This window comes from Kitasatospora papulosa (assembly GCF_000717245.1).
GTDB lineage: Bacteria > Actinomycetota > Actinomycetes > Streptomycetales > Streptomycetaceae > Streptomyces > Streptomyces papulosus.
In genome coordinates this window covers 1-25,897 of record NZ_JNYQ01000022.1, presented here as the reverse complement: position 1 = coordinate 25,897, position 25,897 = coordinate 1, and the positions used below count along the sequence as shown (strand labels likewise).

The 25,897-nt window shown below is 68.0% G+C and carries 21 protein-coding genes and 1 pseudogene; 10 read left to right on the top strand and 12 right to left on the bottom strand.

All coding sequences use genetic code 11. The annotated features are described in order from the left end of the window. Entirely contained in the window at positions 1–993 is a 993-nt protein-coding gene (locus tag IA22_RS0131795) for a recombinase family protein (protein ID WP_037660025.1), read from the bottom strand. A 285-nt stretch (positions 994–1,278) separates the two neighbouring features. On the opposite strand from IA22_RS0131795, the gene IA22_RS0131790 reads away from it, so the two are divergent. Further along, positions 1,279–2,748, top strand: a complete 1,470-nt coding sequence (locus IA22_RS0131790) for a competence protein CoiA family protein (protein ID WP_030125608.1) — start codon at positions 1,279–1,281, stop codon at positions 2,746–2,748. A 36-nt stretch (positions 2,749–2,784) separates the two neighbouring features. Here IA22_RS0131790 and IA22_RS37265 read toward each other — a convergent pair whose 3' ends face one another. The 7 genes from IA22_RS37265 to IA22_RS0131755 form a co-directional block, all read right to left on the bottom strand. Next, the gene (locus tag IA22_RS37265) at positions 2,785–2,931 is read right to left on the bottom strand and encodes a transposase (protein ID WP_167337648.1); all 147 of its coding nucleotides are present in this window, start codon (positions 2,929–2,931) and stop codon (positions 2,785–2,787) included. A 160-nt stretch (positions 2,932–3,091) separates the two neighbouring features. Then, a complete protein-coding gene (locus tag IA22_RS0131780) occupies positions 3,092–4,675 on the bottom strand; it encodes a pentapeptide repeat-containing protein (protein WP_338108250.1) in 1,584 nt (527 codons plus the stop codon). Between the two features lie 547 nt (positions 4,676–5,222). Further along, positions 5,223–5,549, bottom strand: a complete 327-nt coding sequence (locus IA22_RS0131775; protein ID WP_030125606.1) for a hypothetical protein — start codon at positions 5,547–5,549, stop codon at positions 5,223–5,225. A 115-nt stretch (positions 5,550–5,664) separates the two neighbouring features. Then, entirely contained in the window at positions 5,665–7,137 is a 1,473-nt protein-coding gene (locus IA22_RS0131770; RefSeq protein WP_030125605.1) for a class I SAM-dependent DNA methyltransferase, read from the bottom strand. 60 nt (positions 7,138–7,197) lie between these two features. Next, positions 7,198–8,166 (bottom strand): GIY-YIG nuclease family protein, encoded by a 969-nt coding sequence (locus tag IA22_RS0131765; RefSeq protein WP_030125604.1) that lies wholly within the window; start codon positions 8,164–8,166, stop codon positions 7,198–7,200. Next, positions 8,166–9,518: a restriction endonuclease subunit S gene (locus IA22_RS34810; RefSeq protein ID WP_051694869.1), complete on the bottom strand. Its 1,353-nt coding sequence runs from the start codon at positions 9,516–9,518 to the stop codon at positions 8,166–8,168. Before IA22_RS34810 ends, IA22_RS0131765 begins: the two co-directional genes overlap by 1 nt. Beyond that, a complete protein-coding gene (locus IA22_RS0131755) occupies positions 9,515–12,331 on the bottom strand; it encodes a type I restriction endonuclease subunit R (RefSeq protein WP_030125602.1) in 2,817 nt (938 codons plus the stop codon). Before IA22_RS0131755 ends, IA22_RS34810 begins: the two co-directional genes overlap by 4 nt. Before the next feature lie 1,763 nt (positions 12,332–14,094). Here IA22_RS0131755 and IA22_RS0131750 point away from each other — a divergent pair. Then, positions 14,095–14,313: a hypothetical protein gene (locus IA22_RS0131750; protein ID WP_234434682.1), complete on the top strand. Its 219-nt coding sequence runs from the start codon at positions 14,095–14,097 to the stop codon at positions 14,311–14,313. A gap of 9 nt (positions 14,314–14,322) precedes the next feature. Beyond that, positions 14,323–15,414: a helix-turn-helix domain-containing protein gene (locus tag IA22_RS0131745; protein ID WP_051694868.1), complete on the top strand. Its 1,092-nt coding sequence runs from the start codon at positions 14,323–14,325 to the stop codon at positions 15,412–15,414. Positions 15,415–15,534: 120 nt separating this feature from the next. On the opposite strand, the gene IA22_RS38065 is transcribed toward IA22_RS0131745, so the two are convergent. Beyond that, positions 15,535–15,660: a hypothetical protein gene (locus IA22_RS38065; RefSeq protein WP_267882414.1), complete on the bottom strand. Its 126-nt coding sequence runs from the start codon at positions 15,658–15,660 to the stop codon at positions 15,535–15,537. Positions 15,661–15,812: 152 nt separating this feature from the next. Here IA22_RS38065 and IA22_RS0131735 point away from each other — a divergent pair, with 152 nt between their 5' ends. From IA22_RS0131735 to IA22_RS0131725, 3 genes are all read left to right on the top strand, one after another. Continuing rightward, entirely contained in the window at positions 15,813–16,775 is a 963-nt protein-coding gene (locus IA22_RS0131735; RefSeq protein WP_157840949.1) for a hypothetical protein, read from the top strand. Between the two features lie 184 nt (positions 16,776–16,959). Continuing rightward, on the top strand, positions 16,960–17,895 hold the full coding sequence (locus tag IA22_RS0131730) for a ParA family protein (RefSeq protein WP_037660022.1): 936 nt from the start codon (positions 16,960–16,962) through the stop codon (positions 17,893–17,895). Further along, complete coding sequence (locus IA22_RS0131725; RefSeq protein WP_037660020.1) at positions 17,892–18,878, top strand: hypothetical protein; 987 nt, start codon at positions 17,892–17,894, stop codon at positions 18,876–18,878. The genes IA22_RS0131730 and IA22_RS0131725 overlap by 4 nt, the downstream gene beginning before the upstream one ends. 540 nt (positions 18,879–19,418) lie before the next feature. Here IA22_RS0131725 and IA22_RS37835 read toward each other — a convergent pair. The 3 genes and pseudogenes from IA22_RS37835 to IA22_RS0131715 form a co-directional block, all read right to left on the bottom strand. After that, positions 19,419–20,300, bottom strand: coding sequence for a hypothetical protein (locus tag IA22_RS37835; protein ID WP_030125596.1), 882 nt, complete (start codon positions 20,298–20,300; stop codon positions 19,419–19,421). A gap of 558 nt (positions 20,301–20,858) precedes the next feature. Continuing rightward, positions 20,859–21,047 (bottom strand): annotated as a pseudogene (locus IA22_RS38370) (helix-turn-helix domain-containing protein); the annotation flags it as partial. 445 nt (positions 21,048–21,492) lie between these two features. Further along, a complete protein-coding gene (locus tag IA22_RS0131715) occupies positions 21,493–22,224 on the bottom strand; it encodes a GntR family transcriptional regulator (RefSeq protein WP_030125595.1) in 732 nt (243 codons plus the stop codon). A gap of 610 nt (positions 22,225–22,834) precedes the next feature. Between IA22_RS0131715 and IA22_RS0131710 the strand changes: the two genes are divergently transcribed. From IA22_RS0131710 to IA22_RS0131695, 4 genes are all read left to right on the top strand, one after another. Continuing rightward, positions 22,835–23,185, top strand: a complete 351-nt coding sequence (locus IA22_RS0131710; RefSeq protein WP_157840948.1) for a hypothetical protein — start codon at positions 22,835–22,837, stop codon at positions 23,183–23,185. 79 nt (positions 23,186–23,264) lie between these two features. Beyond that, positions 23,265–24,830, top strand: coding sequence for a DUF2637 domain-containing protein (locus tag IA22_RS0131705; RefSeq protein ID WP_030125593.1), 1,566 nt, complete (start codon positions 23,265–23,267; stop codon positions 24,828–24,830). Positions 24,831–24,992: 162 nt separating this feature from the next. Beyond that, positions 24,993–25,442 carry a hypothetical protein gene (locus IA22_RS0131700; protein ID WP_030125592.1) on the top strand — a complete coding sequence of 150 codons (450 nt, stop codon included), beginning with the start codon at positions 24,993–24,995 and terminating at the stop codon, positions 25,440–25,442. 3 nt (positions 25,443–25,445) lie between these two features. Next, entirely contained in the window at positions 25,446–25,667 is a 222-nt protein-coding gene (locus tag IA22_RS0131695; RefSeq protein WP_030125591.1) for a hypothetical protein, read from the top strand. The last annotated feature ends 230 nt before the right edge of the window (positions 25,668–25,897 follow it).

Here is a 25,897-nt window from a genome sequence, read left to right as displayed (position 1 = left end):
TCATGCGCTCATGCTCCCCGCCATCTGGTCCGGAATGCTCCCAACCCACTGGAGGGCGGCGAAGTCGGCGTGCGCCGCAGTGACGGCCTCCGGGTACGCCTGCCGCTTCTCGTGTTCGGCCAGGGCCCGGTAGATGCTCGACAGGCTCGGGTTCTGCCCCTTGCTTCGGCCGGTGGGGATGATCAGGTCGGGCTGGATCTGCTCGACCGTCTCGCCGTTCGCGCGGCGGCGGAGCACGGTGTGGAGCATGTCGTCGGTGATGACCGGCGGGCGGCCGCCGTGCTTGCCCTTGCGGGCCGCGGCATCGAGTCCTTCGAGCGTGGACTCGCGGATGTTCTCCCGCTCGGTCTCCGCCATGGCGGCGAAGAACGCGAACAGCAGGCGGCCGTGTCCGGTGGGGTCGTAGATCCCGGCCAGGGGCCCCGCGAGCATCTCCAGGACCAGGCCGTGGGCGGCGAGGTGGTCGGCGAGCGCGGTCAGCTCGGCGGCGTCCCGGCCGAGGCGCTTCATCTCGTACACCGTGAAGATCACCCGGCAGTGCGGGGCGTGCGCCTTGATCTCCCGCGCGGCGGCGAGCGCGGCCTCGAACCTGGGGCGGACCCGCACCCGGGTGCTGATCTTCTCGGCGAAGATCTTGTCCCGGGGGATGTTCTTCGCGGCGAGCGCGTCCAGCTGGCTGTCGAGTTCCTGCCCGAGGGTCGAGCAGCGGGCGTAGCCGATGCGGATGTCCGTGCTCGGGGTGTCCGGGTCGACGGGCGCGGGCGCGGGGGTGCCGGGCCGCCACGGCTGCCCGGGGCCGCGGTCGGCCGGGGTGGGGACGCGCAGGAGCTTGGCGAGTCGGGGCACCTTCGTGAAGCGGCCGGTGTGGTAGGTGCTGGCGACCGCTCCGGAGCGGGAGCGGCAGGGTGAGCCTGGCTGTGCGTGACAGCGCGGGCAGGGGTGGCGCTCGACGTTGTCCGCGTCGCTCGCCTGTGCGGTTTGAGGGTCCGTCATGACCCCGGATCGTGTCACAAACCATTCCCAGAACATGCCTTGTTCCACTTTTGAGTGAGAACGAGTTCTGACAGCCGATCCGGCTTCCGGGCCGCTTCCGCCGACCTTTCTTGATCTTGCTCCGGGAAAGGTTCGTTTCTGACAGTGACGCGGCGTGCGGCCGTGGCCCGAACCCGGCCCGAGGGAGTGCGTGATCGACTTCCGGCCGTCCGTCTGAATTCTGCGGTGTCGACTGTCAGTGGCCGCCGTAACACTCTGAGCTGATAGTCCTTCAGAGGGGGGCCGATGGCGTTCCGGGCCGTGCACGCCGAGTGGGGAACCGTCTTCGCGCACCTGCCCGATCTCGGGTGCGGGCAGGCGTGGGAGACGGTGTGGAAGGTCCGTCCGCTCGCGCCGATCACCTGCGCCGAGTGCCGGCACCCGATGCACGCGAAGACCTCATACAGCGGGCTCAAGTTTTTCGCCCACGCCCCGCACGCCCCGGACTGCGAGATCGCCCGCCAGGGCGAGTCGGAGGCGCACCACCTGCTCAAGCTCGAACTCGCCAGCGCCACCCGGGACGCGGGCGGCCACGCCGAGCTGGAAGTCCGTGCGGCGGACGGCTCCTGGCGCGCGGACGTGCTGGCCACCGACCCGGCCGGGACGTGGCGCATGGCCCTGGAAGCTCAGCTGTCCCCGATCACCGCGGCGGACATCACCGCCCGCACGGCGCGGATGCGCGAGGACGGCGTCACCTCGTGCTGGTTCAGCGACCGCCCCCGCCCGCCCTGGCTGGGCACGGTGCCCTCCCTGCGGCTGGCCACGACGGACGACGGGCTGCTCGCCGCCGAGGGGCTGGTGAAGTTCGCCCAAGGCGGGTGGGCCGCGGCACCGCAGGTGCCCGTCGCCGACTTCCTGCGCTGGGTGTTCACCGGCAAGGTCGTCCCGCACGCCCCGCGCCGACATCTGTTCTACCCGCAGCGGCAGCTCGCCCAGGTGTGGACGGCGCCGCAGTACGCCGCCGCCGAGGACGCCTATCTGGTGGAAGAGGCGGAGCGGCGGCGGATCGACGCCGAGCGTCAGGCCCGCCGGAAGGCGGAAGCCGACAAGAGGCGGGCAGAGATCGACGCGCGCAACGCGCAGTCTCGGGCCCGCGCCTTGTCCAGGGCCACAGCGACCGAGGAGAAGGTACGCCAGCTGCACCGCCGTGCCGGGTCGGAGCTGCACAGCAAGCTCATGGAACGCCTCGACGTGCAGCGGGCGGTGGAATACCTGGCTCGCGAGCACGACATCGACGCCACCGCGGGCTGGAGCGGTTCCGAAGCCCACTGGGCCGGCGGCGTGCCGCTGATCAACAGGGAGGACTGGGCGCCGATCGCGGTCCTCGATCCGGTGCCCGGACAAGTCAGCGGTGACGCGTTCCGCCTGCTGGCCGGGATGCTGCTGCTGTTCCCGACCCGCGAGTGGGAGCAGCGATTCATCCGCAACACCCGGCGCCGCAGGAAGGTACCCATCGAGGGCTACCGCACCGAGCACATGGAATCCCCGGGCGGCGAAAGCGTCGAACCGGCTGAGTCCCGGCCCGCCGCACCGCGCCGTCGGCGTACGGGCGACCCCTGCGCGTGTCCCGTTCCCCGGCTCCTCGTGACGATCTCCCGCCGCCAGTACCCGGCCGAGCCCAGCAGCCAGATGGGCCCGGCCGCCGCCCTCTACACCGCCTCGTGCAGCACCTGCGGCGGCCCGTACGACAAGCCGTGGCGCCGCTGCACGGCCTGACTGGCCCTCTGGCACAGCGCGGCGGGTACGCGCGGATCAGTCCTCGTCCTCGTCGTCAGGCTCGACCTCGTCCGGGTCGCGCAGGGGCCGCAGGCCCTGGGCGGGGCCGGACGCGGCGATGTTGAACAGGTAACGGCCCAGGAAGTTGATGTGCGCGTTCTTCAGCGGGGACAGGCGGGCCACATCCTCGTCCTTGATGTCGGGGTGTCGGTAAGAACGCTGTCACCCGCCGCAAACGGCTGTGATCAGTCCTCGAATCTGGTGGGTTGGGGCAGTCCCGGCGTGCTCGTCGCCTCAGTGAGTGCCAGCCGACCTTTCGTAGCGTCAGCGAAAGCTCTGTCGGTCAGCGCTTGACGCGGTTGCGGACCGCTAAGACCGCGAGGCCCAACAGGACTGGCTCGGTCAGGCGGGAGGCCATCTCGATGTACGTACCGGCGGTGGTCATGTCCTGACCAGAGGAGCGGAACACCACCGAGTTGAGCGTGACGTTCAGCGCCTTCTCGAAGCGCTCCCCTGTGAACCTGTCACTACTGGGGTTCTGCGGATCGTCTTTGTCGATCTCGAAGGTGGCCTTGCCGCCGCCGGCCGGGATCGTTCCGGTCGCCTGTTGTTTCGGGGTGTCCTGGGCGATACCGAAGCCCATCAGCAGCACCACTGTGGCGAGCATGGTGGCGGCGAGCCAGTACACGGCCCGAGAGGCCCGCAGGCCGTATCCGGACAAGGCCCAGTAGCCATGCAGCAGCCCGCGCTCGGTACGGGTCGTGCCCTCACGGTCGTGCCGGCGCATCTCCATCTCGCCGTAGTAGAAGTCCGCCGCCCCTGGTTCGTTCTTGCCGTCCTCGAATGCCTTGCGCAGCGCCCGGTAGACCGGTTCCAACTGCGCCGGTCCCACACCTCCAGCCCCGAGCACGGCCGTGTTCCATCCTCGGGCCGCACCCGGCCTGCCCGCCCTCCAGTGCTGTTCCTCAGCCAGCGTGCGGCGCACGGCGAACCGCGGCCCCCGCCCTACCCAGGCAGGGGGCGGAACCCTGTCGAAGACACAGGCACCCTCCAGCCTGAGCTGATCCAGATGCACGGTGCCGACGAACAGGCACCGCGACAGATCGACGCCGGCGAGGACCAGGTGCGCCGCGTCCACCCCACGCAGCGACGCGATCCTGACGACGGTGTCAGGCGCACCGACAAGCCCTTGCTCAGCCATCGCCCGCCCGTCGGTGAGGACGAACGGGCCGGCCTCTGCGGCGATCGTCAGGGGGTACTCGAAGACCGCGTGGGAGAAGTCCACCGTGGCGTACCGCAGACGCAGCTCAGCGGTCGCTGACCAACGCGTGCGCCGACACTCCACACGACGTGCAGCAACCGTAACGACCACCGGGCCTGCGAACTCCGCTCCGGACAACAGCACCCGCCCTGCACACTCCAGCGGCCCGAAACTGCTCGCCCGCTCAAAGACAGCCCGCTGGAAAAGAGCGTCTTCCCCGATAGACACACCCTCGCAAACAAATTCCGCTCGGAAGGTCGCCGACTCGAACCACGCAGCCCTGGTGAAGGTCGCCGACTCGAACCAGGTGTCTCCGGTGAAGGTCGCCGAGTGGAATCGGGCGTCCCCGGTGAAGGTCGCCGAGCTGAACGAGGCGGTGTCCCCAGTGAAGGTCGCCGACTCGAACCAGGCGTCCTCGGTGAAGGTCGCCGAGCTGAACGAGGCGGTGTCCCCAGTGAAGGTCGCCGAGTCGAACCAGGCAGCCCTGGTGAAGGTCGCCGACTCGAACCGGGTGTCCCCGGTGAAGGTCGCCGAGCTGAACGAGGCGGGCTCGATGAAGGTTACCGAGTCAAAAAAGGCGGGCCCGAGGAAGGTTGCTGACTGGAACCAGGCAGCCCCTGTGAAGGTCGCCGAGTCGAACCGGACGAACCCGGTGAAAGTTGCCAAGTCGAAATCAGCTCGACCAAGTCGGAGGTTGTCTGTGCCGGGGTCCCGGAGGACGTTGAGGAGATCGGCGAGTAGGGGGTCGGTGAAGGTGGTACCGCGGTGGTCGATGTCATCCCCGGGCGCCAATCCGGCCAGGTAGGTGGCGCGGTCGTTGACGGCCAGGTGGGCGAGACACGCAGTGTGGCCGGGGACGTGGATGCCTCGGCATCCGACAGGGTTATCCGGGGTGCTGTCCTGGGCGCAGTGCGGCCAGGCGGGCGGAGTCGGAGAAGGACCGGGACTCGGGTGCGACATACCCGGAGAGACGAGTGGGGAAGGGCGGGCAGTTGCGGCGGTGGCCTTGACGTCCGAGGGTGTCGCACCCACGTGCGCGGCAGATGCTGGGGAGCCCTGATCACCGCTGTTTGCGGCGGGTGACAGGGTTCTTACCTGCACCCCAACATGCCGGACAAGGTCGCCGGCTCCCTCCGCACCGCCGAACTGGACGACGCCGAACGGTGTCGCCCGTGAAGGCGGTGACGCAGCGGGTCTGAGGGCGCCGCCCGGGTTACCCCTCCACCTTGATCCCGATCGCCGGGTTCAGGTCGTCCAGCTTGACCTCCAGGCCAGCCGGGGCGTGCAGCAGCGCCGCGGCGATGAACGCGCCGTTCGTGACGTACATGCCAGTCACACGCTCCATCGCATGCTTGAGGCCGTACGAGGAGCTCTCCGCCGGCACAGTCAGCCAGGTCTGCTCAGCGATCCAGGCGTAGGCAGCCTGAACCTCGTCGAGACGGACAGGCTTCGGGGCGAAGGCGCTTGAGCCGTATCCGTTCGCGCTCAGGTTCGGGTGGGCGACGCTGAGGGCGTTGAGGTCGGCCTGTGTGATGGTCATTTCGACTTACCTTTGCGTTAGTTGGACTCCGGACATTGTGTCCCACCTGAGCGAGTGGGACGGTGAAACCCGGTTTCAGTCGACATCCCTGCGCCCTCCGAGGCGGTCTGCAGGGTCAGGCCTCGCTTGTTTCCTTGGCCTCCAGAGCATCGGCGACGGCCGCGAACTCTTCCAGGGCAGCGGTGAGGTCTTCGACGATCTCGCGGGCGATCACGTCGGGGGCAGGCAGGTGGTCGAGGTCCTCAAGAGACTCGTCCCGAAGCCAGATGATGTCCAGGTTGACCTTGTCGCGGGTGATCAGCTGGTCGTAGGTGAACGACCTGAATCGCTCGGACTCCTCGCGGGGCTGACCGGGCTTGGCAGACTGGACGAAGTCATCCAGGTGCCCGCGGGTCAGTGGGTTCTTCTTGGGCGTGAAGTGTTGGTTGGTCCGCAGGTCGTACACCCACGTCCTGGTGGTCCATGGGGTCTCACTGGCCGGCTTCTTGTCGAAGAACAGCACGTTCGCCTTTACCCCCTGGGCGTAGAACACTCCGGTGGGCAGACGCAGGATCGTGTGCAGGTCGAAGTCGTCCAGCAGACGTCGGCGCAGCGCCTCGCCGACCCCGCCCTCGAACAGCACGTTGTCCGGCAGCACTACCGCGGCTCGGCCGTTGATGTCCAGGATCGTCATGATGTGCTGCAGGAAGTTGAGCTGCTTGTTGCTCGTAGTGACCACAAAGTCGTGGCGCTCGACCTCCCGGTCCTCGCGGGCCTCCTTGCTGTCGGCGCCCACCATCGTGATAGAGGACTTCGTGCCGAAGGGCGGGTTGGCCAATACCACCGACCAGCGCCTACCGGGGTCGTCGATCAGGGCATCCTTGACCTCGATCAGCGACTTGCCCTTGGCGTCACCCATGCCGTGCAGCAGCAGGTTCATGGCAGCCAGGCGTGCGGTGCCGTCAACGATTTCCACGCCGTGCACGAACGACGCCTTGAGGTGCTGACGCTGCTCGGGGTTCATGCGCGCGGCGTCCTGGGAGGCGTACTCGTGGGCGCCCAGCAGGAACCCACCCGTGCCGCAGGCCGGGTCGACCACCGTGTCCTCCACGGTGGGCCGCACGACATCGACGATCGCGGAAATGACCGACCGCGGCGTGAAGTACTGGCCCGCGCCCGACCCCTTGTCGCTGGCGCCCTTGGACAGGAGAGCCTCGTAGGCGTCGCCGTTGAGATCACCGCCACCCGACCATGTCTCCTTGTTGATCAGGTCATGGATCAGCCGCTTGAGGATCGCCGGGTCCTGCACCCGGTTCTGCGCCTTGCGGAAGATCGTGCCCAACATGCCCGGCTGGCGGCCCAGCCCCTGCAGGATCAGCGTGTACTGGGTCTCCAGGGCCACCCCCTCGGTGTCCAACAGGCGCTGCCAGGAGTACTCCTCGGGGACAATCTGCTCAGGCTTGAGCGGCCGGTGGGCACGCTCGTGCGCCATCTTCAAAAAGAGCAGATAGGTCAGCTGCTCGGTGTACTCCAGCACGCCCACCCCGGCGTCCCGCAGCACCCCCGCGTACGTCCACAGTTTGTCTACCAGCCGACGAGTGTCCGCCACGTTGTTTCCTTCCCTGCCCAAGGCATACGCCCTGCAAGATGAATAGATTCCTGGGGCCGGTCAGCTTGGGCTGCCGGACTCCCAGAAGGCGTAGGTGACGTTGTCCTCGGTGATCCAGCTGATCCGCCCGTTCATGGACACCCGTCCAGCGATGACCGCTCCAGCGGCTGACGGGGAGCCGAACACGACGTCACGGGTCAGACGGGCGGTCCCGTCCGGGCCGACGGCGATCGACCCGTCCGCGACCAGGGCCCGGTGCTGGCCCTGACGAACCTTGTACTGCTTGGCCGACGAAGCCTTGTAGTTGGAACGGTCCGGCATCTCCGCGGCCACCTCAGAGCCGGCCAGAACCGTGAACTCTCCGTCGACAACCTGCGCCTGAGCACCGGGCATCTGCAACAGGTGGAACACCGGGGAGTCCTCTGCCGCAGGGTCCGGCTCGGACTCGGTGACCGGTAGCGAGTCACCAGACCCAGCAGGCGCAGTCTGCGCGGCGTCGGGAGCACCGACAACCGTGCGGGTAGCCCTGCCACGCAGCACGTCCACGCCCAGGACCGGCAGCAGGATCTCCAGCTGACGGACGAACTCCTCCATGTCCGAAGCGTCCGCCTCGGGCAGGTCCGCACCGCCTGTGGGCTCGTTGCCGTTTTCCAGTGGCACCCGGCCGATCGCCTTGGCCATGCCGATCAGCTTCGACTCCAGCCAGCGCACGTGCGCGCTGGTCAGGTTGGAGTCCTTTGAGGCGATGACCACGACCTCCGACCAGAAGTCCTTGTTCTGGTCGTGCGTGCTCAGCCGCTTGGCGACGTTGTCCGACTGCCCGATGTACGCCTTGGTCTTCCCGGTCTCCTCGTCCTCACCCAACAGGATGTAGACGCCGGTCTTCTGCGCCTCCTTGCGCTCCCGGATACGCGCCAGGTCCTTGCGGGCTCCCTTGAGGAGCTGCCCGGTCCACGTCATGATTTCCGCAGTCGTCAGACCACCGGCCTTGCCGTCCACCAGGAACAAACGCACCTGCTTGCCCGCCATCAGAACAGCACACCTTCAGGAGCCTCAGCCTCGACGACATCAGCGGCGATCTCTTCGACCCGCTCGACGTCGGAGGCCGCACCGGTCAGACGACCGGAGAACGCTGCGGTCAGAAGTGAGCGGCGCAGCCTGTCTGCGCGTGCGAGCCCAGTCTCCACCTCTCCGATGAGGCGACGGCTCCGGCTGACCACCTCATGAATCTGAGCCAGCCGCTCGTCCTGATCCGGCAAGGGGGGAACTGGGATCGGCATGGTCTTGATGACCTTGAGACTGATCGAGGCGAGGTTGACGCTCTGCTTACCGTGTCTCTGGGCCCAGCGTGCACCGTAGGTGTTGGCGCACCAGGCCAGCCACTCCGATCGCATGTCGTCGCGCGGTCGCACGCGGAAGACATGGTTCTGGTGGATGCACCCTTCAATCTGTCCGTCCCAGACCCACCCGCGAGCGAGCTTGTCCCGGTCTCCACCCTCGTTCATCAGGACGTCGCCCTTTAGCAGGCGCAGTGCTTCAGCCTTGGCGGGCGGTACGCGGAGCGTTGTCACGTTCTCAAGGTCCAACCGGGCGCGCTGGACGTTAGCTACGCGCAGGTACGGGACCTCGATGTAGGAAGGGTCGGACTGCTTCTTTGCATCCTTCGTGACCCCGCCGACGACATCAGCGACTTCCCCCAGGGTCTGCCAGGACCACCCCTCTGCAAGGGCAGGAAGGTGTCCGTTGATGATCTGCTCGACACCGTCCTGGCGACTCTCCGTGCTACCCAAGGCACGCATAATCGTGGCGTCCTCGTACAGGGCACAGCGACGACGCGCGGCATTGAGGTAGTCGACGCCCGCGTCGAGGCGGGAGAGGTGGTCCTCCAGCACCTCGACGATCCGCGCTTCGGCGGCTTCACTGAAACGCGGGACCTTAAATTGTTTAATACTCTTCAGGTTCACGTGTGGCAGCTGAGTTCCAGTGGCTGACCCATTGAGGTGCTGTTGGAACTCAAAACCGCTGAGCCAGTGGTAGAGGTAAGCGCCGTTGATCGAGTGGGGCCGAATTCGGGCGACTCGCTGGACGAGTAGTGCGGGAAGGTCACTGGGGCGAGCCCGAGCGAGCTTGAGACCCGCGGAGATGAGCGGGCGGTCCATCCCAAGGATAAGATCCCCCTCCTTAATTGCCAGGTGCTCATACCCTGGAAGCATCGACTCAGGCCAGGTCCTCGTCCCCGCCCAGCGCAGCGCCCCAGGTTCGATGTTGTCACCTCGCAGCAGCCGGATTCCTTCGTCTGGTCCACCGAAGTGGGCGCTCTTGAAGGCGGGACCAGAATCGACCGCTGCGATCTCGCCGACGGTCTGAAACTCAGGCGTCACGCGGTCAGCTCCTTGTTCAGGGTCTCGAGGAGGGTGCCGACCTGGGCACCCAGGTCACGTACGGCGCCGTCGATGCCGCCGCGCTCGTCGAACGGGGCACCGTCGAGCTGGTCGACGTCGATCCCGGCCGAGGAGGCGATCACGTCCGCCATGTTGTCCAGCCACCACTTCTGTGTCTCGGTGAAGACGACGCCGGCCTGCTCCTGCTGCCGTAGCCAGCCCTGGTACTGCTCGTGGACCTTGTCCGCGTACGGCACCAGCTCGTCGTCACCCGTAAGGGTAAAGCGCAGCAGGGATACCAGGTCCGTGACCTGGGCCTTTGTGTTCGGTCGGACGCGGCCTTTCTCCACCTGCTCGTAGGCCTCCCACAGCCGCTGCGGGGTCCACTGGTGCGGCGGGCGGGCGATCCGGTCGGCCAGTTCCTTGATCTCGGCGAACGTGCTCCCGGCAGACTTGGTACCGGATTCCTCGGCCTGCTGCAGGACCTGGATCGCGGAGATCTCGCTGCGGTGCTCGTCCAGGTAGGCGCGCCAGTCCGTGACGATCTCGCGGGCCTTGTCCTCGGCGCCGACGCCGTAGGCCTCGAGCAGGGTGTCGGGGTTGGTGTCGTCGATGATCTGGTCGTGCTGGCGGCGCAGTTCCATGATGCGCGTACGCAGCTCGGGGTTGGCCGCCAGCGGGGTGATGGCCTTTTCGAGCAGGTCGTCGACCACCTGTTGAGGGTCCACGCCTTCGTCGGCAGCAGCGACGGCTTCGGCCTGCTCCTCGGGGTCGCAGGCCTCGACCAGCTTCTTGACGATCTCCTTGAGGGGTTGGCCGGCGACCTTGTCGAGCTCGGCCCGCTCGGCAGAGGTGACCTGGAGCTCCAGGGCTGCCAGGCGGGAGGCCAGGGTTGCGGTCTCGTCCTCGGTGATCGTGAGGCTTGCGGCCTTGCCCAGGAGCTTTTCCAGGCTGATGCCCTTCTTGCGCATCAGCGGCGGGTCCACGAAGTCGTGCTCGGTGACGCCGATGGCGTCGATGATGACGAACCTCGTCTTCTCGCGTGCGACCGGGCTCGTCTGGGCATCGGGGGTGACGGCCTGGAAGTCGGGCTTGGGCATCGTGCGCGCCCCGCGGCCCTTCATCTGCTCGAAGTACTGCGCCGAGCGGACGTCGCGCATGAAGAACACGCACTCCAGCGGCTTGACGTCGGTACCGGTGGCGATCATGTCCACCGTGACCGCGATCCGCAGCCTCGCGGAGGAGCGGAAGGCCTGCAGGTGGCCCTCAGGGTCCTTGGCCTGGTAGGTGATTTTTGCGGCGAAGTCGTTGCCCTTGCCGAAGACCTGCCGCACCTGGGTGACGACCTCCTCGGCGTGCGCGTCGTCCTTGCAGAAGATGAGCGTCTTGGGGACCGCAGTGCGGCCGGGGAAGATCTCGGTGAACAGCCGGTCGCGGAAGGTTTCCAGGACGGTGCGGATCTGGTTGGGGTTCTGCACCGCCCGGTCCAGCTGGCTCTTCTTGTACTTGACGTCCTCGTCGACGGCCTCGATGCGCTGGATGCGGGTGCGGCGGTCGACCTTGGGCACGAACGTGCCGGCCTCGATCGTCGCGCCGTTCTCCGAGATTTCCGTCTTGATGCGGTAGATGTCGAAGTCCACGTTCACGCAGTCGGCCACCGATTCGGTGTAGGTGTACTGCGAGACGAGGTTCTGGCGGAAGAACGCGAACGTCTGCTTGCCTGGCGTGGCCGTCAGCCCCAGGATGTGGGCGTCGAAGTACTCCAGGACGCCCTTCCACACCCCGTAGATGGAGCGGTGGGCCTCGTCCACGATCACCAGGTCGAACGACTCCGGCGGCAAGTCCCTGTTGTAGGCGATCTCGACCGGAGCGTCCGGCACGAAGCTGTCCAGCGTCGGGTCGTCGCCCTCGGGGACGTCCTTGCCGCGCAGCACGGAATAGACGCGCTGGATCGTGGAGATCACCACGTTCGAGGACTCCAGCATTCCCAGACGGGTCAGGCGCTGGACCGAGTACAGCTCGGTGAACTTCCGGCCGTCGTCTGGGGTCTCGTAGTTGCTGAACTCACCAGCGGTCTGCTTGGCCAGGTTGTTGCGGTCGACCAGGAACAGCACCCGCTTGAACCCTGCGTGCTTGAGCAGTCGGTAGGACAGGGTTACGGCGGTGTGCGTCTTGCCCGCACCGGTGGCCATCTGGATCAGCGACCGGTCTGCACGTTGGGCCGCCAGTGATGCTTCGGTCTTGGAGATCGCTTCGGTCTGCGCGGGCCGCAGCCGTTCCACGTTCAGAGGCGGCATGCGCCGCACCTTTGCTCGCCAGGTCGGGAAGGCGGGATCGTCCTGGGTCTCCCGAACTATTCGCGTGAGGGTGGCCGGCTTAGGAAAGTTGAAGATCTTCCGGGCACGCGGCTCGGGGTCGTAGCCGTTGGTGAAATGAGTTTCCGACCCGGAGGCCTCGAACACGAACGGGATGCGATCACCCACCGTGTGCGCACGCTTGCGATGCTCCGGCGGCAGGCCGGTGGCGTACATCGCTGACTGCCACTCCACGCCTGACAGGGTCGTGCCCTGCGGTTTGGCCTCGATGACCCCGACGACCTTCTTTTCCACGTACAGCAGGTAGTCGACCCGGCCGTGGCCCGGTGCCATGACGACCTCGCGCACCGCGACGCCGTGCACGCCGAGCTCGCCCGCGAACAGGTTCATCGCCTTGCGGTCCTGTACCGCCCAACCTGCGGCAGTCAGCTGCTGGTCGATGAGGGCACGTGCGCGGGCCTCCGCCGGGAGGCGGGAATCGTGATCCTTGCTGTTCATGGCTTCCTCAGCATGGGTGTCGGAAGTGTTGCCCACTGAACGCCGGGCTCGCGCGGGCTAAGGCCCGCGGGGGAGGCCTGAGGTTGTGATGGAAGAATCATGAGGCGGTGGACGGTGGACTGTTGCGCCCGGTCAGGAACCTGCTTCTAGAGCCGCTCGGTTACCCGGTGTCCCGGAGTGTGATCGTCCCGTCTCGGTCGTCCGCTCAATACGATCCTGACGCGCGCCGTACATCCCGCAACCGTCTCTCGTCCCCTGCGCTGACTCTGCTTCAGGTCAGCGCGCCGTGTCCTTGAGGGTAGTGCAGGGGGGTGACACAAGCGGCATGTCTGATCATCCTGCCACCGTCCCCTGCCAGTTCAGACCGAAGGCCGGACGTCGTGATCCAGGCAGAGCCAGTTCGGACGCCCCTCGCCCGCCGATGACGGACACCCTCGGACCTACGAACGGAGAGCCAACAGCGGCCGGGTACGGCTGACCGGCGTCACCATTGCCGACGGCATTCACCCTGGATGACGTTCTCCCGGAAGGTCCGCGTCGGCATCGACCAGTGATCCGGCCTGCCGCATGAGGGCGGAGGACGCAGCTGAGGTGATCGAGCGCCTGACTCCCTGCGCTCCGCACTGGTCGGGCTCGTCCAAGCTCCAGCGGAAGGCCCGGATGCCAGGTGAACGCGATGGCCGCTCCGAGTATCGCTTCACACACGAGACGTTCGCGATGCCGAGCTGCCCTGCCAGGAACTCCACGACTTTACATTGCAGAGCCTTGGGCATTTAAGTGTGGTAACGGACTTCGACAAGCGAACTCCACTCCCCCGTCGACCCGTGTTCGAAGCGCCCTCTCGCGCGTGCCATAGGGCCTCGACACAGCGGCGGGTTGGGCGAGAGCTAAGCGTTGTCCCGTAACTCGGGGCAGAGGCCTGTGGGTCACCATGGACGGGTCGGCTTGTCCGGTTGTGTTTCGATTCTCGGTCTCAGCATGACCCCTGCGAAGCAGGTCGAACCGGACGTCAGTAAGCGGTCTGTGGAGTTACGGGACAGCCCTTAGGTCCGTTACCACACTTAAAGTCCTGGTCTCCGGTGATGGCCGGCAGTGAGGTGGTCCGCGAGCGCGGTCAGCTCGGCAGCAACGCGTCCCAGTCTCGTCATCTCGCTCACCGTAGGCGCGTCGATCCGACACCCGCCAGCGGGTGTCGGATCGACGCATCGGCGGGCGCGGGCCAACGCGCCTGCCAAGGTCCTGAAACGGTTGGGCTTGCGACCAGTAGCCGTCAGGAGGACACCGGCGGCTGACCGTCGATGTCGTGCTGCCCCCACCGTCTTTCTGACAGGGCCCGGCCGCAACTCATCCGGAACAAATATTGGGCCGTGCCAGGCTCTCGCCCCCTCGAAAACGTCAGTGCGGTGCCCGAGTTACCGGGCCATCCAAGCGGCCACATGCGGCAGATATTGGGGAACGCCTGCAGGGCCAGGAAGCCGCATAGTGGACAACAAGTCCATAGGGGCGGGGCGGGAGATCTAGGAAAATGGAAAGCTGTGGACCGCGCAGCCCGCTGTCGGCAGGGCCAACTGCCTCTGGGCTGCGTGACCTTGCGACCAGTGACCCAGGCCCCGGTATTCGACCGGCGGCCCTTGTCAGGACGGAGTCCTGCGCTCATGAGCGACCTCCTAGGTTCCCGCCCGGTGGGGCCGGCACCGGCCACCCCTGTTCCTTCCTGCCCTTGCCCCTCCTTCGATGGCTCGGTGAACAGGGAACCGGCATCGATGGGCCGATTCGGGGCCACCCATTCGTTGATCCTGTTGATCTGCGTCCTATCGCTGGGCAGCGGCCTGTTCCTGGCCGGCACCCCGATGGACGATGTCTTCGCACTGCTAGGCGGCCTGGGCGCGATCGGCGCGGCCACCCTGACCGCGGCCGGCGGTGGTCGCCGTCTGGCCGCCGTCTTCGTCGAGGCAGCCGTGCGCTCCGGCGTGGGCAAGTAGGCGGCTTCCATGACCCGCTCCTCCGCTGGCGCCGCAGAGCGTCCCTTCGCCCACCTCGCCGAGCATCTGACCGCCCTGCGGCGGGCTGCGCGGTTACCTCAGCGCACCTTGGCCCAGGCCGCCAATATCTCGCGCGGCACCGTTCAGCGGGCCGAGTCCGGCGCCGCCGCCCCCACCCCGGCTGTTCTCGACGCCTACGTACGTGCCTGCTCGGGCACTCAGGATGACCACGATCGTGCCCGCCTCCTACGTATCCGCGGCCGAACCGTCCAGCGCGACCGACTCCGTCACCTCGACGCGCCCGCCCCTTCCCTCATCCACACCGAGGACGACCTCGGCGTCGCTCTGGCCGCCGCATACGAGCGGGCTGGTGCCCCGCCCCTGAGCGACGCCCGCCTCACCCCCGGACGCCGGCCCCTGCCGCGCACCACCGCCTGGCGGATCGTCAAGCGCAAAGAGCTGCCGTCCACACCGGAACAGCTCGTGACCTTCCTGACCGCCTGCGGCATCGAACCGGCCAAGCAGCGCCCATACGTCGAGGCCTTCCACCGGATCACCAACAGCCGCAGCTCTCGGCCCGTGCCCCCGCCTCCCCGTCGGCACAACAGGTACGCCCGCCAAGGCGTCCCGCTGCATGCCGACGGTACGGACGGGCCTCCCGACTATGTCGGGAGGATCAGCCCGGCCTTCCAGGTCATGCTGTCCGCCTTGTCGCCCGACGAGATCACGGCTGTCCTCAACGCTGGCATCAGCCACCTCCTCGAAGAACGCGCAAGGCTCAACGGCAAGGCCCTCGACTGGTTTGCCCCTAGGCGGCTCGTCAAGCACCACCCCGGCAACAGGGAAAACGACGGAGCCAAAGGGCATCAGGAAGCGAAGGCTGAACCGTGGGTTACCTCCCCGCCCCTTGAATACAGCCAGGACCACGACATCGACTGGATGATGCGCAAGGCGGACGGCACCGCGATGCTCGTGGAGGTTGAGCGTGGTCGCCCCGATCCTCCGTCTCCGCAGACGCCGCTCGGAACGAAACCTCCGCTGCCAACCCGCCCTGTGCCAGCCAGAACGATCCGTTGGGCATCAGCACCGTCACCAGCGTGAAGAGCAAAAAAGGGGCGGAGCGACCAGGTGGAGTAGTTGCAAGTTGCTGCAACAATGGTGGGTAATCCAAGGCAATGCAGACAACGGGCCGGAGCGGTGTCGCCCCGGCCCACCCTTGCTCTACTTGCCCTGCTCCCGCTCGCTGCGCGTCTCCGCCTCGCAGCGCGGGCACTGGTCACAGCGCTCGGGCCAGCCCTCCCGGGGGACGACGACCGCGTGACTACTGCCGGGGTGCTTGCACGTCATGCACATCGGGGCACCACCTCCTTCACCCCTTCGGTGCTCTCAACGCCAGATGGACAGCAACAGCCCGCAGGGAAAACTCTCCCACCCGTCTCCAGGGCGACCGGGATAGCTTCCGCAAGCGGCAGATCCGCCGACCAGTAGGGTGCCGAGGCGTGCCCCATCTTCACCGCCACAGCCCTAACTGCCACCCCGAGGACTGCGGGGCGCACGACGCGTACGTGCGGCTCGGCTCCTGGACCGCGCCCGGCTCCCCGTACAAGCTGCTCTCCGGCTCGTTCTCCCCGGAAGCCAAGAGACACTACCGGGGCTACGTGACCGACTGGCTCAACTGGTGCGACGCGGGTCGCGACACGCTCGACCCCTACACCTGCGACCGCGCGCAGATCGCCGTGTGGATCTCCGATCGGCACCAGGACTCCCCGCTCGCGACCCGCGCGGTCATGGTCTCCGCGGTCACGTCCTTCTACGGGCATCTCCTCGAGCTCGGCGTCGCTGACGGGGTGGAGAAGAGCCTCACCCGCGCCCGGCTCGCCGGTGCGCCCGTGCCCACCGACCCCCAGCGCACCGGACTGCGCGGACAGGGCCCTCGCTGGTTCATGCAGGCAGCCGACCGGCTCACCGGCCGCGACGCCCACCGCAACCGCGCCATCTGCTACCTGCTGCTCAACCAGCACTTCGGACACGAGAAGCTGCGGCCCGGCACCATCCTGCTCATGGACGTGGACAACGGGACCAACGAAGGCTTCCGCACCACCTGGCGGATTAAGCCGAAGAACGCCGATGTCTCCGCTGTCACCACAGTGACGATCAGCCGGGACGCCGCCCGGCTCCTGGACACCTACACCGGCAGGCAGCCTGATGGCACCCTCGCTCCCGACCCCGGCCAGGACCAGCGGGTCTGGAACCCGGAACACGGCACCCGCCCCTCCGCCGGCGCTCTGTTTACCACCACCGCGAACCGGGCCCGCGGCGCACGCCTGGCCCGCTCCGACAGCATCAACCGCATCGTGAACTCCGTCGTTCTCGACCACGAGGAACTCGGCCCGTACGCCGCCCAGCTGACCGCCGACTTCATCGCAGCTACTCCCCCACCCCTTGAGGATGCCGAGAAGTAGGGAGCTGCCGCCTCCCCAACGCAGCTTCGCTCGAGCGTTCGCCAGCCGGCCTCGCCGGGCGCACTTCACGGTCGCCTCACCGGAACAGCTGTCGACCGTGCAGCCCGTAGATGCATAGAGACGATCGACGCTCGTGACGGGGTGGGCGTTCCGGGCAAGGCGAGTGGCCGGTTAGGTTCGCCGCATGACCGAATCACCACGAACGGCACTGCCACCTCTCGACAGCCCGCCTGGCGACCGGCTGGACGTCGTCTCGGCCTGGGACGCCGACACCCCGTATCAGGCCTGGCGGCCACAGATCCTGGTGCCGCCGACGTTCCGCCCGGCGACGCCGGCCCGAGTCTATGTCGCCGTGAACCAGAAGGGCGGGGCGGGCAAGACCACCACGGCGGTGGAGCTCGCCGCCGCCTGGGCCGCTGCTGGCCTCCGGGTCCGCGTGATCGACGCCGACCACCAGGAGGCCGCCCTGTCGGTGTGGTTGCTGCCGCAGTATCCGGAGGGCTCGCCGCGCCACTCGCTGCGCAGCGTCTTCTTCGACGAGTGCACACTGGCCGAGGCGACCTACCCGACCCTGTTCGAAGGCGTCGACGTCGTGCCGTCCGGGCTGGACCTGTCGCGGGTCGAGTACGAACGGCCGATCGGCGCGGAGAACGCCATCGCAGCCGCCATCGCTCAGGAAGCGCAAGAGGCCGGCGGACACTCGCCGTACGACGTGACTTTGATCGACGCGGCCCCGTCGCTCGGCCTGGTCACCGTGGCAGCCCTCACCGCCGGGGACGAGGCCCTCGTCCCCGTGAAGGTGGGCGGCCTGGACATGAAGGCGATGGCGTCGCTGGACCGCACGATCCGCAGCGTCCAGCGCAAGACGAATCCGAAGCTCAAGGTCGGGGCTGTCTTCCTCACCGCGTGGGACAAGAGCGACTTTGCCCGGCAACTCGCAACCAAGGTGTCCGAGGACTACCCGGACGCGGTGGTCGTGCCGATCCGGCGCAGTGTCCGGGCGGCGGAGGCCCCGATCGCTGAGCAGCCAGTGCGCCTGTACGCGCCGAAGTCGACAGCGGCCGGGGACTACGACCAGGCCGCGCACCTCTTCCTGGAGACGCCGGAGGCCGGAGCGTGAGCCGTCGTCGTGCCCTGGTCATGCCGTCGACCCGCAGCGCCGAGCCGGACGACGAGGAGCTGGAGGCTGGCGTCGGCCAGCGGGAAGCTGCGGCCGCGCAGTCCGCTGGAGTCGTCGCAACGCTGACCGGCGCGGACGTGTCGACGCCCGTATCCGTAGCGCAGCTCCCTACGCCGTACGACGTCGCCGAGACTGTGACGGCCCCGCTGGACGACCAGCAGCGCGCGCACCTGCTCGTGTGCGAGCAGGCGCTGACCGGCTTCCGGAAGTCGGTGATCGTCGCGGGCAAGGCGCTGGAGGTCATCAGCCGGGGCCGCCTGTACCGGGAGACGCACGCGACGTTCGTGGAGTACCTGGACGATGTGTGGGAGATCCGGAAGTCACAGGCGTACCGGATGATCGAGGCTTGGCCTGTCGCCGCCGCAGTGTCCCCAATTGGGGACATCAACGAGGGGCAGGCCCGGGAGCTGCGGCCCGTCTTCACGGACTACGGCCAGGAGGCGGCCGTCGCTCTGTACCGCGAGGTGAAGGAGCTTCGGGGCAACCGGAAGGTCACGGCCGCTGATCTCGCGGAGGCGCGGGCGGTGCTGCCTCCGGCCCGGCAGTTCTCCCGGCCGGACCAGGTGCGCGACGTCCTCACTACGGCCGCTGCCGAGGGACGCGCACCACGTCTCGCACCGGCAGCCCCCCCGGTGCCTGCGCAGTCCTCCGGCAAGGAGCACGACCCGGAGCAGGCAGACAGCGACAACGTCGACCAGAAGCGCCTGGACCCAGGAGCGGAGGCCGTCGCCACGATGGAACGAGCCCTCGCTCAGCAACGGCAGATCTACGACGCGGTGGGGGACGGAATCCTCGCAGCCGCCCTGCTGTACGACCCGGGCCGGGGTGAGCAGCTGCGGCACGAGTTGCGGCAGTTCGCGAGCCGAACGGCCTACCGGATGCGCGACCAGGCGGCCGGGGACGACGCAGCCCCGGGCGTCTGACCCGAAGTGCACTGCCGGCCTCTTTGGGGCCGGGCGGTGCTGGGTCCCTCGTCGCGACAGGCAGGGCATCGGCGGGCGCAGCGGCGAGGGTTTCTGGACTTTCTGGACCCCCTTACGCACGGGCACGCGCGAGGCGGTTTCAGCAGTGGTGAGCCGACCACAGGCACGAGGTTGCCCGCAGCGAAGCGAGGACACCTCGTGGACTACTTGATGGTCCTGCTTGATGTTCTTACTAAGGGCGCCAGGTCTACCGGCGACCGGTTCACCGGGGACCGGATTTCCAGGCCCCGGTGTTGCCCGACTTCAGGCCGATACATGTGCATTCATCGGCTGCTGGGGGAGCCCACCGCCCGAGGCTCAGGACACATCCGGCCGTTTCTCTCGGTACCTGAAAGTGACGCGCCGTGCGGCCGCGTGCGGGGCGTTCGCGGTGCCCGACGACGGTCCGGTCGAATGGATGGGTGATCGCGGGCGTACGGGCCGCTGACGGGTGCGCATGAGGGCCCCGGCACCTCCTCGGCTCCCGGGGCCCTCGTCGACCTAGAACGGTGCGGTACTGGTGGACCCGGACACGGCGGCGAGCTCCGGGTACTGCGCGGCGAGCTCGGCTCGGAGGCGTGCGGTCTCCTCGTCGGCTGCCTGTCGGCGCGCGGTGTGCTCCTCGGCCGCGCGCTGGTCCTCGGCCTGTCGGCGGGCAGCGGCTTCCTCGATCGCGAGGAGGACGGCCTCCTCGGCCTCCACGGTCTTCTGACGCTCCGCGGCTTCCTGCTCCCACTGGGCGGCGAGCTGCTGCGCGGCGGCGGCCGTCTCGTCCTGGCACCTGCGGCACTCGCCGCTCTCCGGAATGTCGCCCTTACCGGGGGCGTGGCAGATGGTGCACTCCCACCAGCCGGGACGGTGCGGTGCCTGCCGGACGGTGCCAGTGTTCCTGCCAGCCTCTGCTGCTGCCTTCTTCGCTGCTCGCCGGTCGGCCCGTCGCGTCTCGCACACCCGGCACTCCTCACCCGTGTCGATGTTGAATCCGTCCTCGCACCGAGGATGTGTGCACTCGCCGGCCTGGACGAGCGCGACCGCGACACCCACGGCGCTGCCGATGCCCTTGCCGTCGATGGAGTGCAGCGCTTCGGCGTACCCGTGCTGGACCCAGCGGCGAGCCGCCCGGTCGATGATCTGCGCGGCGGTGCGTCCGGCCATAGCGGCGAGGAACTGAGAGCGGTTGCGCTTTGGCACGGTGCGGTACGGCAGCATTTCCACCAGGGCGGCAGGCAGGGAGGCGGCGACGGCCTTGACCACGGCTACCTGCTCGCCGGTCAGCTCCTGGCGCTCGGTCCGCTGCTGCGGGACGTCCGTCCCGGCCGGGGCCGCGCCCTGGTCCTCCGACGACGAGCTCTCTTTCCCGGACGCGGCGGAGCCGCCATTCACGGGCCCGCACGCGCTACTACCTGCACCAGTCCTACGGACGTCACCGGCGCTACGCGCCGAAGGCGCTCGTGTGGGTTCTGTTGTGAGGGTTGTAGATGTGGATTCAAGGGGTGACGCCAGCGACACCGGGGGGGGTGACATCTGTGTCACCGGGGGGGGTGACATCTGTGTCACCCCCTTTCCACCTGCGGGAATGCCTTCGCTGGGATCTGGGGCGCCTACCCTGGGCTGCTTCGATGCCGCAGCCTTCCGGCCCCGCGCTTGTTTTGCCTCTCGTGCTGCAGCGGTTCTGGCGGCGGCGGCAGCAGCACGCTGCGCGGCGGCCTCCGCCTCGTCCTGGTCGCCACTGAGTGCCACGGCGGCGGCGGTGCCCTCCCGGAACGGGGCTTCCGCTGGAGCCTGTGCCCACAGCTCGATCCGGGCCTGCTTTGGGGTGACGACCTCCGGGAACGGGACGCCGGTGCCTGCGTAGTCGTCCCACGGTCCGTGAAGTGTGTAGCGGCTGGTCGTCTGGGAGCCGTCAGCCCGGTACTGCGGGCGATCCGATACGAGACACAGGTCGCGGAGCAGGGTGAGCGCGCGTTGAACGCTGCGCTCGCTGACCTCGACTTCGGCCGCGATCAGCGGGACCGACGGGAAGCAGGAGAACCGTTCGTCGGCTCGGTCAGCGAGTCGAGTCAGTACAAACTTGGCCGTGGTGTTCCCGACCTTGACGCGGTGGGAGTAGTTGAGAGCCTCGACGCTCATCGGGCTCCCCCAGCAGGGGCAACGGTGCGACGGGACGCCGGCATCATGAGCTCCTGCTGGAGATCGCCCGGCCGGGTGTCAGCAATGGTCGGCCTGGCGATGTGCGTACCCGAGGCCCAAAACCATCCGGGTGCGGTGGCGAGGCATGTGGTCCTTGCCACGGTGTGTGGTGTAGCGGTGGTGTGACCACGCTGGTCACGGCACATGAAGGGCTCCATTCCCTGCCCGAGTGCGCTGCCGCTGCTCCCACCGACCTCCGTGGCGCTCGCCCCGAAGGGTGCTGACCACGTATGATCTGAAACAGATCGGCCCCGCACTGCGGGATCTGAAGCCCGGCCCCCTCGCTCCGCCAAGAATGAGGGGGGTCGGGCTTTCTGCTGTCTTGCTTGCGATCACTCTAACGGTCAGTTACCGGCTGGTGACCGGCCGTTTGTCGTTTGGTCTGTCAGGCCTCGGGCCGCAGAGACGTGGTCCAGCGGAGGATGGTCGAGCCGCCGGCGACCTTGACAGCCACTTCCACTACACGGCCGTCCGTGAGAGTTACGGTCCGCACTACCTGAGTCACGACCACATCTCCCGCCGTGAGGCCGAGGGTGGTCTTCTCCGTCTCTGTGGCGAGGCGAGATGTCACCTCTTCCAGCACCTCGTCCTGCGCCGTCCCCAAGCGTTCCGCCGCAAGCTCCCGCGATGCTCCGGTGGACACCGGCTGCGTTAGCTCGGGCGTCACCGCGATCACGTAGGCCGGATAGTAGGAGCTGCTGACGTGCACCGGGACGCCTCCCCGGCTGACCACGCGACGGCGCACGTGGACGGGTGTGCCGGGCGCCACGTCAAGGCGGGGAGCGATCAAGGAGTCCGCTCCGATCGTGCCCACCTCCAAGATGCGGGACGTCTCGCCGCTGTCGAGAGCGCTTCCGGTGGCCCCGTGCAGGAGGATCCGGGACGCGATGTTGTTGCTGATTGGCCCGGCCACGACCGTTCCCACGCCTGCCTTGGGCAGCGTCAAGCCCTCCATCTTGAGCACGCGGTAGGCGCGGTTAGCAGTCGTGTTGGCGACACCGAAGCGCTCGCAGACCTGCCGTAGCGACGGCATCGTGTCGCCCGGCCCGAACTCCCCGTCCTGAATCTGCTGGCGGTAGTACGTGGCGATCTCCGCGTACCCGGTCGTCTCCGACATACCGGGCTCCTTCCTCTGTCTCGTGCTGCACCTCTTCATGTGCAGCGGTACATCCATGAGGTTAAACCACGCATACATGTAGCGCTACTAGTAGCGCTTAGTATGTCTGGTGGTCTACCTTGAGCACGCAGCGTCAGAAGCCGCCTACGGGTGGGGGACGGCGATTGTCCGTTCCTTCAGAACTTCAGATCAGGGCACCCCGGCCAGGACAGGGGAGGTCACGCGGACTACCTGACACGGGTCCGGACCTACGCAGAGGGGGGTCACAGCCCGGGCGCCGGAGAATCACCGTCACTGGTGGAGAGCAACACAAAGCACAACGAACCACCCCGAACGGATTCGATCCGGCGCGCTCCTAATCCCGAGCCGCGCCGCGGTCGTGGCCGCTCGGCCGCCCTAGGGCCCAGCCGGAGACGGTCCCGGACCCCACCGACCTCTTCACAGACGAGGCAAGGGCAAAGATCGCGGGCCCCGTAGGTAGAGATCGGTTCGAGTCCGGTCCGGGGAACTGCCCGCCGCTGATGCGGCGGGAGCAAAACGACGGACCCCCGGGGAGGCAACCCCGGGGGTCCGTCTTCGCAGCTCACCCTCTCTCGAAGGGCAAATGCGCATGCACAGGATGACATCGACCCTGGACGTTCCTCGCGCCGGGCTCGTAGACGACATGACCGAGGACGACAACGGCCGCGGCTACGAGCGCGATGAGACCGACACCGCGTTCCGCCAGCTCGTCGACCACCTGGTTGCCGACGGACGCCCGACCGCCGGCACGCGGGGCGCCCCGCGGGCGAGTGGCTTCTTCAGCACCCAGCTCCTGTTCCTCACCGGCCAGCGCACCTGCCGGGCGGGCGTTCTGCCGGTCAGGCAGAACACGCTGCAGTGCGACCAGTGCGGGGGCCGCTTCGGCTTCCTGCCCGGGAGCTTGTGGACCTGCCCGGCCTGCCAGGCCCTCGGGCGCTGAGTAGTGATCATTGGCCAGCGGGCCCGGAGAGCTTCGGCTACTCCGGGCCCGCTGGCTTACACGCTTCGGATGGAGAGAGATGACGACCACGATCGAGCCGCCCCGCACGGTGGCGGAACCCCTCAGGCCCGCTCCCGTTTCGGGGACCCGGGAACCCGCTTCGGGTACTCACCCGATCGCTTCGGCTGTTGCCCTGTCCGCTTCGACCACTCCGCTCGACGACGTCCCCGACGTCAGCCGGAAGGTCAAGATCGGCCTAGGCGTCGCGGCGGTTGCTGGCTCACTCGCGATCGGGGCGATCGGCTTCTACCTCTCCTTCGGGAACCTGAGCCAGGCCGGTCACACGGAGTTCGGCTTCTCCGTCGACAACGCCCCGTACTTCGCCATCGGCGTGGACGCGGCGATCGTCACTTGCCTGCTGCTGGACCTGTTCATGGCGACGATCCGCACCTCCTGGCCGCTCCTGCGGGTACTCGCCCACGGGATGACCGTGGCCTCGGTGTACTTCAACGCGGTGGCCCACGGCTCGATCACCCAGAACTGGGACAAGGCCCTGGCCCACGGGCTGATGCCGGTCCTGTTCGTCATCGGGGTGGAAGCGGGCCGGCGGATCCTCGTCCACCAGGCGGCGCTCCCCGCCGACCACGACACCATCCCCGCTCACCGCTGGGTGCTCGCCTTCCGCACGACCTGGCGCATCTTCAAGGTGATGAAGATCTGGGACGAGCCGTACAGCGAGGTCGTGAAGCGGCAGCGGGACCGGGCGATCTTCAACGCCTGGACCGAGTACAAGGTCGACATCGCCAAGGCCGGACTGGAGGAGGGCAGCCAGGAGGCTCTCGCCCGCCTCCCGAAGAAGCTGGAGCCGTTCGGCCTGACCGTCGACGAGGCGCTGGCGCTGCCGGACAAGATGGCGCGCGAGGAGCTGCGACGCCAGCAGGAGCAGGACAAGCAGGACCGCGAGCTGCAGGCGGAGAAGGAGCGGGGCGAGCACGAGGCGGAGAAGGCGCGCCTGGCGCACCGTAAGGAGATGGCGGCCCTGACTGCCGATCTGACGGCCACTGAGGGCGTCGCCGGGGCCCAGGCCCGGGGGGCGGTCGCCGAGGCCGAGGCGCAGGCCGACGCACAGGCTCGCGCGGCGACCTCGCTGACCGACGCGGTCGAGTCCGAGGAAGTGGCCGAAGCGAAGAAGCGAGCAGCCGAAGCGAACGCGCGAGTGGTCGAAGCCGAGGCGCGAGCAGCCGAAGCGCAGAAGACGAAGGCGGCCGATCTCGCGAAGGCGGCGATCGACAACCAGCGTGCTGCCGAAGCCACGCAGCGAGTAGCCGAAGCGGAGAAGCAAGCAGCCGAAGCGAAGCGGCGAGCAGCCGAAGCCCGGCTGCAGGAAGCCGAAATCACCCGTCGAGCGGTCGAAGCCGAGGACACCGCGAACCTCACCGCACGCCAGCGCCGGGTGCGCGTCGTCGCCCGGATGATCCTGGCGAAGGCGCCCGAGGACGTGTCGCTGGAGGAGGTCGCCACGGCGATCGGAGTCACCTCCGGCAGCACCGCGTCGACCACCAAGGCCGACGCCGTCGCGCTGATCGAAGCCGGATACGACCCCGCTCGCGGGATCGACCCGGAGGCGCCGTCCCGTACGGCGTGAGACCACAGCAGTCCGGCACACATCAATGAAGGCCAGCCCGCGCGAATCGGGCTGGCCTTCGTTGCGACTGCCGGAAGCAGTCACCGCGGCTGCCGGAAGCAGCCACCACGACCAGGACGTGCTTACCGCCCTGGTCACAGTCCCAACGGTAGAGGAGAACCCATGAGTTCCGCCGAGAAATGGACTTCCGAGCACCTCCTGTCGTCCGCGGACCGGGCGATCCACCTTGAGCAGCGCCGGGCGCAGCTCCTGCCGATCGTCGACGATCTGCGCCGCCTGGCCCGCGAGATGGACGCGGAGGTCAAGGAGATGGAGTCCATCGAGGGCGACCTGCCCGGACAGGCCAGGCTCCGGGCCTGGCACGTCGCGAAGCCGCTGTTCAAGGCGGCCGACGACGTCGAGAAGGCGCTCGCCGACCTGATCAGCTTCAACGCCCGGTTCCAGAAGGCGTACGAGGACCTGCCGCAGAAGCGCGAGGAGAAGCGCCGGCGGAAGGCGCTGGCGAAGAACGGGCAGGCCACGGCGATCGAGTCGGGCCAGGCCGGGACGGCGGTGCAGGCCAAGAGGGACGAGTTCGGGGACGTCTTCGACGGCCTGCGACGGGGGGCCTGACCGGTGGCCGTGCAGACGAAGGCAGAGAGGCAGGCGGCCAACCGCCTGGCGCACTTCCAGAAGCGCCAGGCGGAGCGGGCCGCACGCGGTCCGCGCGGCCTGGCCGAGTCGTGGATGGAGCGGGCCCGGGCCATCGCCGCGACCCGCGAGAAGAGCGGCGACGAGGAGGCGTGGAACGACCTCTCCCGCACCATCGCGAACTGGGTCGCCCGCTACGAGCAGTGACCGCCGGGTCAATCAATCCACCGGTCAATCCGGGCTGTGACCGCCTCCGGCTCGCGTAATGCGGAGGCACGGGCGCTCGGGCGCACGGACACGTGCGCGCGTACGCGAGGCGGTCACAGCCTGTCAAGGCGTTCCGAAGGGAAAATCATGAGCGACGACACCAACGTCCTCCCGTTCCGCCCGACCGGAGGCGCACCCTGACACGGCGCTGCGCGTGGTCGATCTCCAGC